The following is a 17838-nucleotide window of genomic DNA, read 5'->3' as shown; positions in this document are numbered from 1 at the left end:
AGGAACCTGAGATCTCAGTCCATCACCGGCAAGGAAAAGGTAAAGGTGGTTCCCTCGGGATCCGCAGAAATAAATCTGACCTTTCCACCCAATAACTTCTCGCCGATCAACTTCATTGAATAGGTTCCCAGACCGCGTCCTTCATCAGTTTTCGTGCTGAAATTCTTTTCAAAAAGACGTAACTGAACATTTTTCGGAATAACCTGATTATTGTGCACATGAAAGATGACCCGGTCTGCCACCTTCGACATCCATACCTTCACCACTTCATTATCAGTGCTCGCTTCGAGTGCATTGGTGATCATGTTACAAAGTACGCGCATCACAAGAGAAACATCACTGTACACATGCACATTCTGCTCACTCGTAACAATCTCAAGATGTGTTTTTTCAGCGGCGGGGTGATGACTGTAAAAAGAACGAATTTCAGCTAGAAGATTATCCGTTGCAACGTCTGTCTTTTGCAATGAGGCCTCGGCAGTATGCTTTGAAAGCATTTTCTGCACTTCAACCTCTTTGATGAGTCGTTCACTCAAGTTATGAATCACCTGACTGTACTTCTCAATACTTTTACCGCGTAAAAGAAGATTGCTGGCACCATACAGTCCATTGAGTAAATTGTTGATATCGTGATAAAACGTTTTCTCCAAAACGGCGCGTTGCTGATCAACGGTAATATCTTGAATAAAAAGAAACAGCAGTCGATAGCCTTCGATCCGAATCGGTTGAGATCTGATGCGCAGATACAATTCGTTACATCCTTGCTCAGCCTTCATGGTCAGGGCACAGGTTTCCTCAGCAGCCTGGTCTGTTTTCAGACTTGAAAGCATGGCCAACACCGCACCACAGGTGGAACAGGATTTTGACGTTCCGCAACCGCCGGGCATTTCGTCAGAGTGGATACAATGCAACACCTCACCGGGACGTAAGCCAAAGAATTCGTAAGGATCAGTGATACCGAGCATTTTTATGAACTTGTCGTTCAAAGACAAAACCTGGCGTTGCTCATTCACAATTGCGAACAACCCCCCCACCGAGTTCAGCAAAACCGACACAACCTCACTATCACTGATAACCTTCAATTGGCTGGCAAGCTCTTCCTGAGTCAAACGCCGAGCCGGAGCAAAGTTCGTTTCAATCATTAAAAAACCCCTCATTAACTCTCTACATCTGCCCGTTCCATCCAAAAACACAGTGGTTTTAAAACCCTCAACTTTTGCTTTATCAATGCCAAGTCAATGCTGAACATTCAGGAGTATGGCACAGCATCGTATCTTTCACACAAGGCGCGAAATTACCAAAGAGGCCATTCTAAAATGATGCAACACCGTGAGAATAGTACAAAATAAAGCCAGACCCAACGATTTTATTTGAACGGAACACTAGCTCTAGTATTGTACCATAACTTAAAAATTAAGCGCGTTATTCGCGAGCCCCCTTGTCATCAGACTGCAAGAGTCTGCAAAAACAAAAAAGGCCTGATCCGAGGATCAGGCCTTTATAAAATGGAGCGGGAAACGAGATTCGAACTCGCGACGTCAACCTTGGCAAGGTTGCACTCTACCACTGAGTTATTCCCGCACATTATGTTTGTGCTGTGCTCTGTCAGAGCGGGGTTAGTTCTAACAAAACCCTGAGACGAAGTCAAACTTTTTTTCGCATAAAATCCTTCAATAAAAATTTCCCTGTCCGTTATTGAGAAGGACCGGATGACGAACGTCCCTGCTTCATCAGGAGACCGACAACAAAGATGGCAATGGAACAACTCAATCCGGCATACAACGGTGAAAGCCATCCTCCAACCCCGCCCATCGCCACCACACAACTGGGGGCCAGATAGATCGACCACTTACCGGCACCATGCAGATCCCGCTGTGGCAAAATAATGGCCAGCAGGACCGGGAAAAACAACGTGGCACCGCGCAAGCCCATGGACAAAAAGCTCCACTGCATGATGGCAGAGCCCATATTGGCCATCAATAAACCAAACGCTCCGCAAACCAGCGCAAGAATCACCAGCCGTCGTTGGGCGACATCAGGAAGTCCCGGCCACAGGCGGCCACGAATCACATCAACCCGCAACGTGGTTGCAGCCCCCAACGCCAGTCCGGCCGACGTAGCCACGGCAGCGATCAGCAATGTGGCGAAAGATAAACCGGCAAACCAGGCCGGGAAATGTTGAAGAATAAATTGCGGCAACGCCAGAGCACTTTCCATCTCTGGAAACTGACGCCGCATAAACAGGCCCACCGTAATGCCCAGCAACCCCAAGGGGGGAATCAGTACCGCACTGAGCAACGCACCGGAACGTGCCGTGATCTCGTTGCGGGCGGAAAACACCGCCTGTAAATAGGTCTGGGTGGAGATCACTCCAACCAGCATCGACACCAGATCCGAAGTACCTGCCTGCACCCCGTAGCCCAACAGATTAAACCAGGGATCGTTTGCAAAAAACTGACGGTAGCCACTCCAACCGCCACCATGATGATAGGCCATGATCCCGGCAACCACCATGGTCAGGTAGATCAAAAACAGCTTAACCAGACCAAGCCGCCCTGCCCCTTTCATGCCGCCATAGGCAAAAGTCACCACCAGAAGCGACGCCAGCAATGCACTCACTTCAAGCGACAGACCGAACAGCGCGGCGAGAATTGCGCCACACGCCAACAATTGAGCGACAATCTGAATGAACATGCCGGTGGCGGAAAACAGGCTGGCAGCAACCCGCGCTTGGGGCCCGTAATGGCGTTCGATCAGTTGCGGGATGGTTTCAAGCTGAGCGCGGCGCAGGGGCACGGCGAGAAACAGACCGAGAAACAGGCAGGCTAATCCGGCACCGAGGGTGAACCACCAGGCGGAGAGACCGTAGAGAAACGCCAGTTGTGCGGTGCCGATGGTCGAAGCTCCGCCAACCAAAGTGCCGGTAATGGCACCGGAGACGTGCCAGGCCCCGAACTGGCGGCCACCAAGAGAAAATTGCACGCCATCGCGGATCTTTTTTTGTCCGCTGAAGGCAAGGACCACCATGACCACCAAAGTCAGGCTGAATGCGAGCAGAAATGTCGGCTGATGAGACACGGGATGAAATCCTTGGCAATAACATAACAACATGGCAAAGTCTGATTCATAGCATATTTCCACACTGTGGTGATGACTTTCTTATTGGCCAGCCCTGCTGTGCGCTGTTATTTTCGTTGCCGTTGCCAACACTTCAAGATAAATTGGTTCTTTCTATTTCACCTCTGCAATGACCCATTACGGATCTTGATATGATTGATACCACCGTCGCCCTGTTTGCCTCTATTTTTGTTGTCAGCAGCCTGTGTCAGTGGCTGGCATGGCGCGTCAAACTTCCAGCCATCATTTTTCTTCTGTTGACCGGTCTGCTTGCCGGGCCAACCTTTAAGATTTTCGATCCGGATCAGTTTCTCGGAGATCTGTTGTTTCCCATTGTCTCACTCAGTGTTGCCGTCATTCTGTTTGAAGGCAGCCTGACCCTTAAATTCCGTGAGATCAAGGGAATGCACTTGGTGGTGCGCAACATGTGCTCGTTCGGCATGCTCATCACCTGGGTCATCACCACCGTCGCCACGCGATTAGCCACCGGCATCAGTTGGGAGCTGTGTTTTCTGTTTGGCGCCATCTCCGTAGTCACCGGGCCGACGGTGATCGCCCCGATGTTACGCACCGTACGACCAACAGCCGCAGTTTCCAGTATCCTGCGCTGGGAAGGAATTGTGATTGATCCGATCGGTGCGTCTCTGGCGGTTCTGGTGTACGAATTTGTCATCAGTGGCGGCGGCCAGGAAGCCTTGGGGCATACGTTGATGAGCTTCGGCAATATCGTTCTGGTTGGTTTTGCCATCGGTGCGGCCGGAGGCTATGGATTCGGCATGCTGATCCGCAATCACTGGCTGCCGGAATTTCTCCACAACGTTTCAGCACTGGCCCTGGTATTCGGCACCTTTGCCCTGTCCAACCTGTTGCAGCCTGAATCCGGCCTGGTCACCGTCACCGTGCTCGGCATGTGGTTGGCCAATATGCCTGACGTTGATATGGAGGAAATTCTCGATTTCAAAGAGAGTCTCAGTATCCTGCTCATCTCCCTACTGTTTATCATTCTTGCCGCCCGCCTCGATTTCAACTCGTTTGAAAAGCTGGGATGGTCGGCTGTGTATATCTTCCTGGCCATACAGTTTTTAGCCCGGCCACTCAATATCATGTTCTCATCTTTTGGCTCGACCCTGCGCTGGCCAGAACGCCATCTACTCGCCTGGATCGCCCCGCGCGGCATTGTTGCCGCTGCGGTCTCAGCCCTGTTTGCCCTGCAACTGGAACAGGCAGGTTTTGAAGACGCCGCGCTACTGGTGCCACTGACCTTTTTGGTCATCATCGGTACCGTGCTGCTACAAAGCGCCACAGCCCGCCCCATTGCCCTATGGTTAGGGGTAGCGGAACCCGAACCGCGCGGCTTCCTGATGATCGGCGCTAACCCTGTTGCCCGAGCCATTGGCAAGGCCCTGGTGGAAAACGGCTTTCGCGTTCGTCTGACCGACTCAAGCTGGGAAAAAATCTCCAAAGCACGTATGGATAGTTTGCCCACCTATTTCGGCAATCCAATCTCAGAACATGCCGACCGCCATCTTGACATGGTCGGTCTCGGGCGGCTACTGGCCCTCTCAAGCCGTGAATCACTCAATGTCAATGCAGCCATGCACTACCGCATCGACCTTGGTCAGGAAAATATCTACTCCCTGCAGACGCGCGCTGACAGTCAAAAGTCAGAAAAGATGCAGGTGACGGCGCGCCACCGCGGCCAACGCCTGTTTGGACGGGATGTCACGTATCACAGGTTACGCGAGATGTTGGAACAAGGGGGCGAAGTGCACACCACCAAGCTGTCCGAGGCGTTTACCTTTAAGCAATTTCTCGATCAACAATTTGAAGGCACTATCCCGCTGTTTGCCATTGATCGTAAAGATAATATCCGTATTTTTACCACCGATGCCGCCCTGAGTCCGTTACCCGGCTGGAAGATTATCAGCATGATGCCACCGGAATTCTGCCTGACCAGCGGCCCGATCAATGGAGAAGGTTTGACCGCAACCGAATCGGTATGACATAATCTTAAATCCTATCGATTCTTACAAAGACGTAAGAAACACTCACAGCAACGAGGCTGGACGATGATTCGTCCAGCCTTTTTTATTGAGGAGAACAGCAATGGCCAAGATCATTTTCTGGGAAAAGCCCGGTTGCAAAGGCAATGCAAAGCAAAAAGAGATTCTTGAAGCTTCGGGGCATGAACTCGATGTGCGCGATCTGCTCACCACCGGCTGGTCCGAAGAGACCTTGCGTCCGTTCTTTGGCGACCTGCCGGTTGCCGAGTGGTTCAATCCGACCAATCCACTTGTCAAAACGGGCGAGATCAAGCCCTCTGAGATCAGCGAGACAAAAGCCCTGGCGCTGATGGTTCACGAACCGCTGTTGATTGTGCGTCCGTTGATGCAGATCGGTAATTACAAGATGGCCGGGTTTGATGTGGCGCGAGTGGAAGAATGTATTGCGATCAATAAAGAGTTGATTGGTGAGCAGGACCCGAAAAAATGCCCTTGTGTGACGCAGGTGTGTGATCCTCCGGCGTAATCTGAGTTATCCAATGAGTGGTGCGCAAAGATCATCTGGAACTCAACTCTGTGCACACATGACATGGGCTTCCACGCTGCTGAACGGGAGGGCTGGGCTGCTGAATAACAGACGATCGAAGGGTGGGCTCCGTCCCACCCGTTTAATCGGTGCCACACCAGAAATAGAGAGAGTCGTAAAAAAGTTATCAACGTTTTACATAAGTGCTGATGAATTGCTCGATTCGTCGACTTAAAGGGCGACGAGCCGAATCTGTAACGCATTACGGAAAGAGCCCCATTGTCGGTGGGTCCAGGTTCAGGAGGTGTTCAAGCTGGCTTTTGCATACTTTTGAGCGGCCAGTCAAAAGCATGTCGGCTGCCGGGACGAAACCCGGCGGCCTTGACTTTGATCTTGATCTTCAGTGGTTCGTCATTAGGAACGAATTGCGCTGTCAAACTTCATCCGTTCGCAATTCTAGTCCCCACGTGACGCGGGCTTCCGCGCCCGCACGTCGGCTCCCTTTTGCGTCGACAAAAAGGAGGCAAAATCGACTCCCAAGGGGTTGTCATCAATCAGCCTTCACGGAGTTGTTGCGGATCTTTTTCACGTCAGCGGCGTTATCGGTCGTCGCCATAGAACGACTATCGCTCCTCCCTCTGCCTTGCTGACGCAAAAAATCTCACGCAACACCTCTCGTTCATCTGATTAATAACAACCCTATTGCGCTCTTCGGGTTCCCTCACTCCATTCTCTTACACCGCGATGTCGGCAAAACTCGCTACCGCTCAAACAGGTTGCCGACAACCATCGCGCTGACGTTCATTGCGTTCGGTGCTGCTGAACGGGAGAGCTTGGCTGCTAAATAACACTCTTAAGAAGGGTGGGCACTGCCCACCCGTTTTACCGGTGCCACGGAAAAAATAGAGTAAGGCGTTAAACCGTTATCAACGTTTTATGCCAAAAATGATGAGCTGCACGATTCGCCGACCTAAAGGGCGGCGAGCCGAATCTGTGATGCAAAACGGAAACAGACACAGTGTAGGTTGATCCAGGTTCAGGAGGTGTTTAAGCTGGCTTTTGCATACTTTTGGGCGGCCAGCCAAAAGTATGTCGGCTGCCGGGACGAAACCCGGCGACCTTGATCTTGACTTTGATCTTCCGTGGTTCGTAATCCGAAACTGATAGCTCTGGCAAACTTCATCCGTTCACAATTCTGGTGCCCATATGACGTAGGCTGCCGACGATCATCGCGGCAACGTTCACTGCGTTCGGCGGTGCTGAATCTAAAGAAGGACGCTTCTAACACACTGTAAAAACATCACTCAGCAAGTTTCCCCGTCGCCTGCTCAACCGCCATCTTCCAGAACGCCCGCACACTCGGCAACTGCAGAGCAGAACGGTTACAGCACAACCCCACCTCATAGGGATCAAGCTGCGGAGCTTTTTCGATAATTCGCACTTCGGAACTGAATGGGCTGCGCTGCAATACCAGCTTAGGCACGATGCCGATGCCACCGCCAATGCGCACCAGGGCAATCAGGGCTTCGTTACCCGACACTTCTGATCGGATGTTGGCTGCCACCCGCTCTGTTTTCAGCCATTGGTTGAGACGATCACGAGACAGGCCATATTGCGGAACCACCAGATTCACCCGCGACAGATCGAGCAGGCCGTTACAGCGCGGATCTTCCAAAGGATCAACATTGGCTGGAGCAATAAACACCAACGGTGTCGTTGTTAACGGCAAAAATTCCATCTGTGACCGCTTGCCGGCGGGTAACGCAGCCACGGCAATGTCGATCTCACCACTGTTGACCTGATCCAGGGCCTGTTCAGCCGCCCCGGAATGAAGATGAATCTGTACATCGGGATAACGCTGGCGATAGCGTTCCAACACCCCCGGCAAAATACTGTACACCGCAGTAATCGACGCGTAGATCGACAGATTGCCCGACAGGTAATTATCGTCACGCAATTCCTGCTTAAACGAGCGCCACTGCTGAATCGACTCGCGGGCATAGGAGCGAAATAGTTCACCGGCTTCGGAAAGCATGACATGACGGTTATCACGAATGAACAGAGGTTTGCCCACCTGCTCTTCGAGACGCTGGATAGTGCGGGTCAATGCCGATGGGCTCATATGACATAACTGACTGGCGCGACCGAAATGTAACTGCTCTGCAGCCGTCAAAAACACTTCCAAGTGTTGAATATCCAAAAACTTCCCTCCCCTTGAGCAATTGATTCCAAACCATCATTGCAGGATATGCAACACAATATACCCGACAAATCAATTTACGCAATAGAAGCGATCCGTTAAAGTGCGCTATGATCACTTTTTTCGGATAAACCGTTGTGCGTTGTGAGGTTTTGCAAAAAGCTCATGTCACACAACGACACGATAACAGAACCATCATCCAACACATTTCAAGGGGGAAATCAATCATGGGTCAAAACTACTTCAACACTCTGAGCATGCGTGAAAAGCTCGACGAACTCGGCACCTGCCGCTTTATGGACGCTTCTGAATTTGCGGGCGGCTGCGAATACGCCAAAGGCAAAAAGATCGTCATCGTCGGCTGCGGCGCTCAAGGTCTTAACCAGGGTCTCAACATGCGTGACAGCGGTCTCGACGTGTCCTACACCCTGCGTAAAGAAGCCATCGCTGAAAAGCGTCAGTCCTACATCAACGCCACGGAAAATGGCTTCACCGTCGGCAGCTACGAAGAACTGCTGCCCACCGCTGACATCGTTATGAACCTGGCTCCGGACAAGCAGCACACCGACGTGGTTAACACCGTTGTACCGCTGATGAAACAAGGCGCCACCTTCTCCTACGCGCACGGCTTCAACATTGTTGAAGAAGGCACCATCATCCGTAAAGACCTCACCGTTATCATGGTTGCTCCCAAGTGCCCCGGTTCCGAAGTTCGCGCCGAATATCAGCGTGGTTTCGGCGTGCCGACCCTGATCGCTGTCCACAAAGAAAACGATCCCAACGGCGACGGCCTGGAACTGGCCAAAGCCCTGTGCTCCGCCCAAGGTGGTGATCGTGCCGGTGTTCTTGAGTCTTCCTTTGTTGCCGAGGTTAAATCCGACCTGATGGGCGAGCAAACCATCCTGTGCGGCATGCTGCAAGCCGGTGCCCTGCTGTGCTTCGATAAGATGGTCGAAAACGGCATCGAAGCCCCTTACGCCGTCAAACTGATCCAATACGGTTGGGAGACCATCACCGAAGCACTCAAGCACGGTGGTATCACCAACATGATGGACCGCCTGTCCAACCCGGCCAAGCTGGAAGCCTACGAGCTGGCTGAAGAACTCAAAGAGATCATGCGTCCGCTGTTCCGCAAGCACATGGACGACATTATTACCGGCGTGTTCTCCAGCACCATGATGGAAGACTGGGCCAACGACGACATCAACCTGCTGACCTGGCGTGAGCAAACCGGCCAGACTGCTTTTGAAAAAACCGAAGCAGCCGGTGAAATCTCCGAGCAGGAATACTTTGACAAAGCTATCCTCATGGTCGCCATGGTTAAAGCCGGTGTTGAGCTGGCCTTCGAAAGCATGGTCGAAGTCGGCATTGAGCCCGAGTCCGCTTACTACGAGTCGCTCCACGAGACCCCGCTCATCGCCAACACCATCGCCCGCAAGAAGCTCTACGAGATGAACCGCGTTATCTCCGACACCGCCGAGTACGGTTGCTACCTGTTCGCCCACGCCTGCGTGCCCCTGCTCAAGGACTTCATGGCCAGCGTGACGACTGAAGTGATCGGCAAAGGGCTGGACAATGTCGATACCAGCGTCGACAACAGCACTCTGGTGCGTGTCAACGCTGACATCCGCAGCCACTACATCGAAGAGATCGGTGAGGAACTGCGTGACGCGATGCAAGGCATGAAGGCGATTGTTTAATCGTCTTTGATTTAGATAAGGCTGCGTGAGAAAGGCCATCTGCATAGGTTATGCAGATGGCCTTTTTGTTTAGTTCGAATTTAACTGAAATCTAGGCTCAGGTCTTGAATTGCAATATTTTCAGCCGGACACCACGCGGCTAACCGTCGAATAACGACATCCGATATGGTCGGCAATCACTTTAAGTGTATAGCCGTATTCGAGATGGGCCTTCTTAATCCTGTGCTTTATTTGAAATACCAGAAAACAGCCCATTGAGGCATGGGCGTCCAACCAGTCGCTACCGACGCGAGACCTCTTTGATTCCGTTTTATCCACAAGTGGTGTTTCCGCTCCAGTCGCATAGCTTTGTTGATAATGCGATGCAGAGCTTCGCCGAGAGCATTGAAGCCATCATCGGCAAGAAGTTTCACAACATCTTGAATAACGCTATTTTTCTTCTGAATGGATCTTTTTCAACATCCTGCTAAAGATCCGTTTTTTTACGCAACCGATTCATTGCCGCTCTCAGGCTGATACGTAAGCGTTCAAGAGCTTTGGCCATGTGCCCTATTTCGTCATCCGTTTTAGCAACAATGGGTTCTTCGATTTGGCCATCGGCAAGATCCAGCACCTGTTGCGTCAATTTTTCCAACGGGCTAAGGGCGAACTTGATACCGGCAGTAATGACGATAATAGCCGCAACCAGAATTGCGGCAAGCGTCAACAGCAGGGTGTTACGCAAAGAGGCTTTCTCTTCGTTGGTTCTCAACAAAGAGAAACCAATGCGAAAGTTCCCCCAATGCTTTCCTTTCACCATAATGGGCGAGGCGATATCCCAGGTAACATCACCTTCCCCACGCTGATAGAACTGCAGGAACCCTTCCTGACGGTTCTGTGCGGCTTTAATGCCTATGGGGTCGTTGAAAACCTGCTTAGTGTGGTTGCCGAGGCGGTCTTTTTCCACATCACCGGTGATCGGTTGCTGGTAACGCATGTTGTGCGTCGGCAGGTATCCGTTTCTGTCAACCGCTATGGCAGCGGTGATACTGGGATCCTTAAAAAACTCTTCCTGCAAATCAAGAATGGCTTTATCGAGATAAAAATCGTACTTGGTATGATACTTCGGAGGATCAAAACCGGGAATTTCCTCATACTCGGTGTCAAATGCCTCATTAAGGGTAAACACCCCATTATCGATGGCTTCCTCCAAGATGCGACCAACGATTTTTGCGCCGATGATGGATTCAATGCGCCCCCTTTCACGTAGCTGTTTTTCAAGAGAACGCCCCTCCTGAGCGTTAATAAACCATGCTCCAACGCCAACAACAACCAGAAGCAGGATGCTGACGACAAAGGTTACTTTAAATGTGATCTTCTTAAACATGTCTCTCTTTCCTCCTAACTAACCCAATTTATTTTTTGTAGCCCATACGTACAGCACCCCAGTGCCGACCATTGATATGGATGGGGACGGAAAGCTCCATGATGTGTTCGCGGCCGGTATCCATATTGCAGCTTTGCAAAAGATAAGTTTCAGTGTTGTGGGCTGCAGCCAACCCGCAGTGACCATTGGCCATCCGTTTTGCACGGTTGTTCAACTGGTCGATTTCTGAGTTCCCTGTCAACGGTTGTGAGTAACGGGTGTTGTGAGTTGGCAGATAGCCATTGCGATCAACGATGACGACATAGAGCAGACGGGAGTCCTGCTCCAGGTATTTATCCAAAATCAGCCGCATGGTTTCATCGGCCATTTTGTCGTACTGGGTGTGATATTTTAAAGGAGATGTTTGGGGAATCGGGATATAGAACGTATCAAAAAGCTGCCCTTCCCGCAGCTGACCTGAAGAGATAAGTCGTTCCATCTGACCAAGGATCTCCTCTCGACACTGTTGTGCCCACGTCAGCACGTTGTGGTCGAATTCCGATTGAGGCTCCAAGGCCACCCCCTTCTGGGGAAGCACGGTTAGAAGAACAAAACAAAGCGCAATGACCGTGTTCTTAATAGGTTCCATAGGAAGGCTCCTTTGCCTGCTCAATTGTTGTTGTCTACAGTGTCTTGGATAAGGGCCGAAATGTCCTGAAACAACTGTTCGTTGCCGACCTGCACTTCCTGAACAACAAGCAAGCTATACTGTCTTACAGGGAAAAGAAGCAGCATGCGTTCGTCGTTTACGGCCAAAGAAACGCCCCTGAATTCCTGGTGTTGCCCAAGGGTGCTGTTGGCTTTAGCTCCCTGCTGTAAAAGTTCTTCCATCCATTGCCGGTAATAGGATGGGTCCTGTAAATTGTGCGCCAGAATATTGCCACCTTGCTGACTGAGGAGATAACCACCGACACCGGGAAGGGCTGTCAGCTTTTTTGTAAAATCTGAGACCTTAGCCACGGCTCCCCTCCATATTTTTTATTTCTGAAACAGTATCGGCGCAGATGGAGAGGTATTCATCGAACTGCTGCTGTTCCTCCAGCTCATCGCGCAGGCAGCAAAGAAACGCATCAAAAGAGAAATCCACCTGATTTTCCCACTGGTCCAGGGCATCATCAAAAATAATCTCCGCCATGGGCCCAGCGATTTTGATAAGGCCTTGACGTAACTCTGGAATTTTTTTCTTGAAGAAAAGCTCTGGTTGCGAAGAAGTCAGCGACGCCGGTTCGGATGATAACGCCGACTGCTGTAACATACCGAGAGAATAAGCAATCATGTGCTCATTCATCTGTGACTCGCCGAGAATGACGGCAGTGTTATCTTGCCAAGTTGTAATAACGAGGGACACTGTATCAAAATGCAGGGTCAGGCTGGTTGTTGTTGTCAGCTTATCTGTGGCCTGAGAATAGAGTTCGGCCACAACGGGTCCGAGGTCTTCCCAAGCGCTCGCGGAAAAAAACGACGGCATGCGGTTGAGAGTTATCTGTTGCGCAGAATCATAGAGACATATTCCGAGCACACCCGGAATTTCCTTTAAAGCTGCAACCATCTGTTCCATTCATGCCCTCCTGTATGAATTGGTTTTCGTCAGGGGCGCGCGGTTACCGCTCAACTGATGGCAATCCCCCTGCCACAAGAATCGGACGACGCACCTAGCTGATTGATTTTGCTTTGGCTGTAAATTTCATCAGAAAGTGTCCCGCCGCCTGGTTTTTTCGCAACCCAACCGCAATTCTGCTGTTTTCGTAAGAGAAAAATAAATAGGAAAGGCTGTCTGCTTCATTTATTGTCATGAGCGTCAATTGCCCTAAACGGAGCTCCTCACTGACCAGTCCCGCCGTCTGTTCAAGTTGTTCTGGGTAGCCGGCGACAGGAGGACGGACTCGATGCCCATGCGCATATGTCATTTTTCCGGCAGAATTGAAAAGACTAAACTCCACAACTTCTGGAAAACTTCGCAGAATATCGGCAAGCTTTTCACTCTGTTCTTCTCTGTGATCAACAGTTTTTTTCGAAGAAAAATCCACCGGCAACGATTCATCGGCAACGCTATTTTCATCCTTCCGGCACATCGCCTCCATCATCAGAGACGTAAACGGCTGATCTATTTCGTGCGTAACACTATGCCGACAGTCCAGAAGCTCAATATCGACATTATCCCAACCTAAAATACTGTAGGCAGCCTCCAGTCCCCCCATGCTACCCAGCGTTGCTGCAATAATCTCCCCAGCATACATGTGTAGTTCACCGCGTTCCGTTGTTTTTTTGACAACAACGGTGCAACTTTTCTGCTCCATGTTGATCAACTGCAATACGGAAGTCAGATTCAGTCCGCGAAGTTGGCCTTTTGTCCTGTCCTGTAACTGTTTACTGATAGTTTCAACAACTTCGGTTGCCGGTAGCGGATCAAACATAATCTGTGCAATTTTCAGCTCATTGAGTACCGCGGTTTCCAATTGAGGAGCACAGACAAGATAAACAGGCAAAGAGGCTTGCTTTTGGTTGAGAAGCTGAATACGGTCAACAACCTCCTCTTCACTTTCGGCAACAACAAGGGCGGCATTATAGTCTTCTTGCAGTTCAGCCGCTGAAATGGAGTCCATAAATATAGATAGCGTGACTTCTATGTCGCTCAGGCGATCAAAAGCATGCTGAAGCTCATTATTGAATTTGCTATTTTGGCTGGAAAGCAAAATTCTGTTAACGGTATTAAATGACAATCCGTAACTCCTGCATGTAAAGTTAAAAAGAGGGATATTATTCAAGAACAATAAAAAGAACTATCGTTCCCTCTAAGATAAACCGATGGATACCGTCTACTTACTGAAAGAACTAAACTACTTCAGCACCAGAAAAACGAAACAGAAAAATAATTTATATAATAAAAAACCTTCTATTGTGATATTTTCAATAACTAAGAATTTAATATATTATCTATTTTTAAAGCATGAAACAGTCCTTGAAAATAAATCTGGTGTAGTTTCCCTGAAATTCGAGACAGTGACTGAGCCATACGAAGATACTTTCCCCATGGCTCTCAGTTTGGGATAGCTCATTCTTTCTCGGAAACGCTCTGCTGACCTTCCCATCGTTGTGGTGACACACAGGTCTCTTTAGTTATCCGTGCGTTTTTCTCTACCGAATGCGCCCTGTCGGTTTGATTTTGGCTCAAACCATTTGCTCTTCGCTGGCACCTGGAGTCAATTTACGGCGTCATTGCGAAACAGATCATCTCTGTAAAAGCAAAAAATATACCCGTGCAAATGGATTTTTTTTAAAAAATTATAACTTTTTGAAAATATTAGATATTTATTCAAATAAAGAAAAATCAGGGAGGACTGCAGACCTGTTCGGTGCATTGCAACGTCTCAAATTAAGATTCTACGTGAGAGACAGAGAAAGGAATAAAACTGAGGGGCTGAACTTGAATTGTCACATTTCTAATGCGCAACATCGAATAAAACAAAGACCGACTACATCATTGCAGGCGGTCTTTGTTTATCCAATATATGACTCTTTCAACGTCAAGCCATCATTCCCGCTCAAGCGGCAAGCTGAAACAAAACGTACTTCCCTGCCCTTCCTCACTTTCCACCCACACCTCACCATGATGCAGAGAAATAATTTCCTTAACCAGCGGCAAACCAAGGCCGGTGCCACCGACTTTCTGGCCGTTTTTGGTGTCGATACGGAAGAAACGATCAAAGATCTGCTCTTGGACAACAGGGGAAATGCCCATGCCTTCATCTTTAACCGAGACAATAACCTGACCATCATCTTGTCGGGCCGTCACTGTCACGGTGCCGCCGTTGGGGGAATATTTAATGGCATTGGAGATGAGATTTTCCATCGCCTGCTGTAGGCAAAGCTGATCAGCCGACACCAGTGGAAAGTCGGTGGGACAGTCGACTTTAATGGTGTGCGTTGCTGAGTATTTGCCGAAGAGCTGACAGAGTTCAGCAAACAGCATGGACAGGTTGAGCCAGGTGAAATTGACACAGCCCATTCCAGCGCGCATGCGTTGCAGGCTGAGCAGATTATCAATCAGCCCTTTGAGGCGTTGACTCTCTTTGAAGATGATCTGCAAAAACTCTTGCTGCTGCTCCGCTGGCACCTCGTTTTCCAGCATGAATTCACAAAAGCCGAGCATGGCTGTCAATGGTGTGCTCATCTCATGACTGACGGCGGAGATCATCTCATCTTTCATCTGGTCGAGTTTTTTGCGTTCGCTGATATCCTGTGCCACACACACCAGATAACGAGTTTTTTTGAACTCAACGGTGGTTAAGGTAAGTTCGTAGATGGCAGAGGAATAGCTCTCCTGCGCATAGGAGTAAAGCGTGCTCTCAAGCTGAAAATAATGATTGCCCTCGCCAGCCAGCTCCAACCAATCAACAATGGCCGTAGCCGCAGGCACTTCGATCATATCGAGCAGAGAGCTGTCGGGATATTGATCGAGAACCAGCAATTTGCGAGCACTTTTGTTGGCGTTGACCACTTTCAGGGAAGGCACTTCGAGCAGACAAATGGCGTTTTTGGCCTGATCGAGCAAAGCCATGTAGCGCTCAAGCTCCGACATCTTTTTGCGCAGGGTCGGATAGTAGGATTTGCGCACTGATTTGGTTCCCATACCGAGAACCTTTTTGCGCAGCTCCTCCTCATGGCGGGTTGAGTCAGAGGGCTTCTTCATAGATCACCTCGAGGTCGCGTTTTTTTGCAGACCGAGGATTGGTGACCAGGCAGGGGTCACGTAAGGCTTTGCCGACCAATTCCTGGATATCAGTACGATGAACACCGCGATCCGAGAGTTTTTCCTGAATACCGATGGCCTGACGCAAACGATTAACCTCATTCAAAATCAGCTTTTGGGCTTCTCGCGAGGTCATCTGTTTGGGGCCATCCAGGGACAACGCCTTCATAATTTTACGAAACTGATCGTCTGACGCGGGAAAGTTAAACTCCATCACATGCGGCAGCAGGATGGCGTTGCATTCGCCATGGGGAAGATCGAAAAAACCACCCAGGCTATGGGCCATGGCGTGAACCGCGCCCAAGCTGGCATTGGAAAAAGCCAGACCGGCCTCAAGGCAGCCCAAGGTCATGCCTTCGCGGGGCAGAATGTCTTGAGGGTGCAAGATCACATTTTCCAGGTTCTCTTTGATCAGCTCAATGGCTTTGAGCGCATGCAAATCAGTGATGGGTGAATGGGCGTTGGAAACTGCCGCCTCAATGGCATGAGTGAGCGCATCAACACCGGTGCAAGCGGTGAGAAACGGGTCCATGGTGGTGGTTGTGGCTGGATCGATCAAAGACAGATCCGGCACGATGGCTTTGGTGATAATGGCAATTTTATTGCGGTTCTGGGTATCGACAATAATGGCAAACTGCGACACATCGGCAGCAGTGCCAGCCGTCGTGGGGATACAGATCAATGGCGGGCCGGGTTCACCAACGGTATCGACACCGACATAATCGAGGATATGGCCGCCATTGGCGACCACCACGGCAATCCCTTTGGCACAATCGATCGGGCTGCCTCCACCGATAGCAATAATGGCGTCACAATCGGCCTCAAGGTAACGCTCAACACCCTGCATTACCTCAAAGTCTTTGGGATTTGGTGTCACATCGGAAAAAAGAACCGCCTGCAGACCTTCAGCGTGAAGGCATTGAATCACTTCCGCCGTCCATCCGGCGGCTATGACTCCCGGATCAGAAACAACCAGGACGTTTGTTGCACCGAGATTTTTGGCGTAAAGGCCGGCCTGTAGACGCGCGCCCACCCCAAAGATGAATTCCGGAGCCACAAACTTGCGCAGTTCTGTAACGATTCCTGTTCCCATACGCTCTCTCTATTGATTTATAGATCGTAATTCTGTCTGTCTATTTAAAAGAATAGCAGAGATAACCGGTCAAACAAGCGACAGAATTTGTTGCCCTGCGTCAAATGAACACCTGATCCGGGGCAAGAATTCTCGCTGCGTTTCTTGGCGGACAAAAAAGAGCTCTATCTGCATCTTGCACTCAGCCGCCAATGCCATTAAAGTAGGCATTTCTTTTCACCAGAAATAAGGACACGCAATGGGACTGTTCAGTCGATTATTTTCCAGCAAAAGTGATCTGCCCGCGTTACGCAAAGCGGTTTCTCAACAACGTTATGCTGATGCGCTGCTGATCGTTGAGGAATTACAGGATTCAGAATTGAGCGCTGAAGAACGCTCTGAGGTTAAGACCCTGAAAGCTCAAGCTGGCGACAGCCTGGCCAAAGTTAATCTGGATGAGGGGTTGTACCTGCTTAAAGATCAACAGATCGAGCGTGCGATGGAACATCTGCAACTGGCGCAGCAGCAGGCGTTTTCTGAAGATCTGAAGCACCAAGCCGAACAGGCACTGCAGCAAGTGGATGAGCAACAGCCGATTCCTGTTGCTGCCGCAGCAGCCAGTTCCTGTTCCAGTTGCAGCAGTTGTGGTCCGACCGACAGTGATCAAGCAGCGCCGTTGTCCGATGAGGATCACCCGGACATGGACGCCCAGCTCGAATTGATTCTCACCAGTTATCCCGAAGAGCTGGTCAGCCGTTATCAGCAGAAATGCGCGGACTTTCAAAAAGCCTTTGTTCTCGGTCATCAGGGAGAAGAGATCGAAGCAATGAAAGCATTCGGTAAGTTACCGGCCAGTGAGCAGGATGATCTGTTTGATTTCGAAGTGGGTTGCATCATGGCACGCTTGGGTGAACGCGGTAAAGCCTGTGATGCGCTGTACTCTGCGTTAAAACAGAATCCCAATCTGTTGCTGGCCACGGAAAGCATGGTCTCGATTCTGGTCAGCCTGAAAAAATACCAGACCGCTACTGATTTGATTCAGGAGATGATGGGAAAAGGTCAGGA

General features: G+C 50.1%; 14 protein-coding genes and 1 tRNA gene. 4 read left to right on the top strand and 11 right to left on the bottom strand.

Going from position 1 to position 17838, the window contains the following annotated elements:
- Nucleotides 1–14 precede the first annotated feature (14 nt).
- From DACE_RS13270 to DACE_RS13260, 3 genes are all read right to left on the bottom strand, one after another.
- Nucleotides 15–1142 (bottom strand): sensor histidine kinase, encoded by a 1128-nt coding sequence (locus tag DACE_RS13270; RefSeq protein ID WP_006002043.1) that lies wholly within the window; start codon nucleotides 1140–1142, stop codon nucleotides 15–17.
- 364 nt (nucleotides 1143–1506) lie between these two features.
- Nucleotides 1507–1581, bottom strand: a tRNA-Gly gene (locus DACE_RS13265).
- Nucleotides 1582–1692: 111 nt separating this feature from the next.
- Nucleotides 1693–3078: a sodium:solute symporter family protein gene (locus tag DACE_RS13260; protein WP_006002042.1), complete on the bottom strand. Its 1386-nt coding sequence runs from the start codon at nucleotides 3076–3078 to the stop codon at nucleotides 1693–1695.
- A gap of 191 nt (nucleotides 3079–3269) precedes the next feature.
- On the opposite strand from DACE_RS13260, the gene DACE_RS13255 reads away from it, so the two are divergent.
- Together DACE_RS13255 and DACE_RS13250 are read left to right on the top strand one after the other, a co-directional pair.
- On the top strand, nucleotides 3270–5120 hold the full coding sequence (locus DACE_RS13255) for a cation:proton antiporter (RefSeq protein WP_006002041.1): 1851 nt from the start codon (nucleotides 3270–3272) through the stop codon (nucleotides 5118–5120).
- A gap of 103 nt (nucleotides 5121–5223) precedes the next feature.
- Complete coding sequence (locus tag DACE_RS13250; RefSeq protein ID WP_006002040.1) at nucleotides 5224–5646, top strand: thioredoxin domain-containing protein; 423 nt, start codon at nucleotides 5224–5226, stop codon at nucleotides 5644–5646.
- 1300 nt (nucleotides 5647–6946) lie between these two features.
- Here DACE_RS13250 and ilvY read toward each other — a convergent pair.
- On the bottom strand, nucleotides 6947–7846 hold the full coding sequence (ilvY, locus tag DACE_RS13245) for an HTH-type transcriptional activator IlvY (protein WP_006002039.1): 900 nt from the start codon (nucleotides 7844–7846) through the stop codon (nucleotides 6947–6949).
- Between the two features lie 227 nt (nucleotides 7847–8073).
- On the opposite strand from ilvY, the gene ilvC reads away from it, so the two are divergent.
- Nucleotides 8074–9546 (top strand): ketol-acid reductoisomerase, encoded by a 1473-nt coding sequence (gene ilvC / locus DACE_RS13240; RefSeq protein WP_006002038.1) that lies wholly within the window; start codon nucleotides 8074–8076, stop codon nucleotides 9544–9546.
- A 466-nt stretch (nucleotides 9547–10012) separates the two neighbouring features.
- On the opposite strand, the gene DACE_RS13235 is transcribed toward ilvC, so the two are convergent.
- From DACE_RS13235 to ercA, 7 genes are all read right to left on the bottom strand, one after another.
- Complete coding sequence (locus tag DACE_RS13235) at nucleotides 10013–10912, bottom strand: HAMP domain-containing protein (RefSeq protein WP_006002037.1); 900 nt, start codon at nucleotides 10910–10912, stop codon at nucleotides 10013–10015.
- Between the two features lie 28 nt (nucleotides 10913–10940).
- Entirely contained in the window at nucleotides 10941–11540 is a 600-nt protein-coding gene (locus tag DACE_RS13230) for a hypothetical protein (RefSeq protein ID WP_006002036.1), read from the bottom strand.
- Nucleotides 11541–11560: 20 nt separating this feature from the next.
- Complete coding sequence (locus tag DACE_RS13225) at nucleotides 11561–11911, bottom strand: hypothetical protein (RefSeq protein WP_006002035.1); 351 nt, start codon at nucleotides 11909–11911, stop codon at nucleotides 11561–11563.
- The gene (locus DACE_RS13220; RefSeq protein WP_006002033.1) at nucleotides 11904–12509 is read right to left on the bottom strand and encodes a DUF8082 domain-containing protein; all 606 of its coding nucleotides are present in this window, start codon (nucleotides 12507–12509) and stop codon (nucleotides 11904–11906) included. Before DACE_RS13220 ends, DACE_RS13225 begins: the two co-directional genes overlap by 8 nt.
- A gap of 94 nt (nucleotides 12510–12603) precedes the next feature.
- Nucleotides 12604–13671, bottom strand: coding sequence for a DUF4388 domain-containing protein (locus DACE_RS13215; RefSeq protein WP_006002031.1), 1068 nt, complete (start codon nucleotides 13669–13671; stop codon nucleotides 12604–12606).
- 812 nt (nucleotides 13672–14483) lie between these two features.
- Entirely contained in the window at nucleotides 14484–15641 is a 1158-nt protein-coding gene (locus DACE_RS17515) for a sensor histidine kinase (protein ID WP_006002030.1), read from the bottom strand.
- Nucleotides 15625–16794 (bottom strand): alcohol dehydrogenase-like regulatory protein ErcA, encoded by a 1170-nt coding sequence (ercA, locus tag DACE_RS13200; protein WP_006002029.1) that lies wholly within the window; start codon nucleotides 16792–16794, stop codon nucleotides 15625–15627. Before ercA ends, DACE_RS17515 begins: the two co-directional genes overlap by 17 nt.
- A 238-nt stretch (nucleotides 16795–17032) precedes the next feature.
- Here ercA and DACE_RS13195 point away from each other — a divergent pair.
- Nucleotides 17033–17838, top strand: an 806-nt coding sequence (locus DACE_RS13195; RefSeq protein WP_006002028.1) for a hypothetical protein, incomplete at its 3' end; no start/stop codon positions are given.

This window comes from Desulfuromonas acetoxidans DSM 684, from assembly GCF_000167355.1.
Classification (GTDB): Bacteria; Desulfobacterota; Desulfuromonadia; order Desulfuromonadales; family Desulfuromonadaceae; genus Desulfuromonas; species Desulfuromonas acetoxidans.
This window is presented reverse-complemented; position numbering and strand designations above follow the sequence as displayed.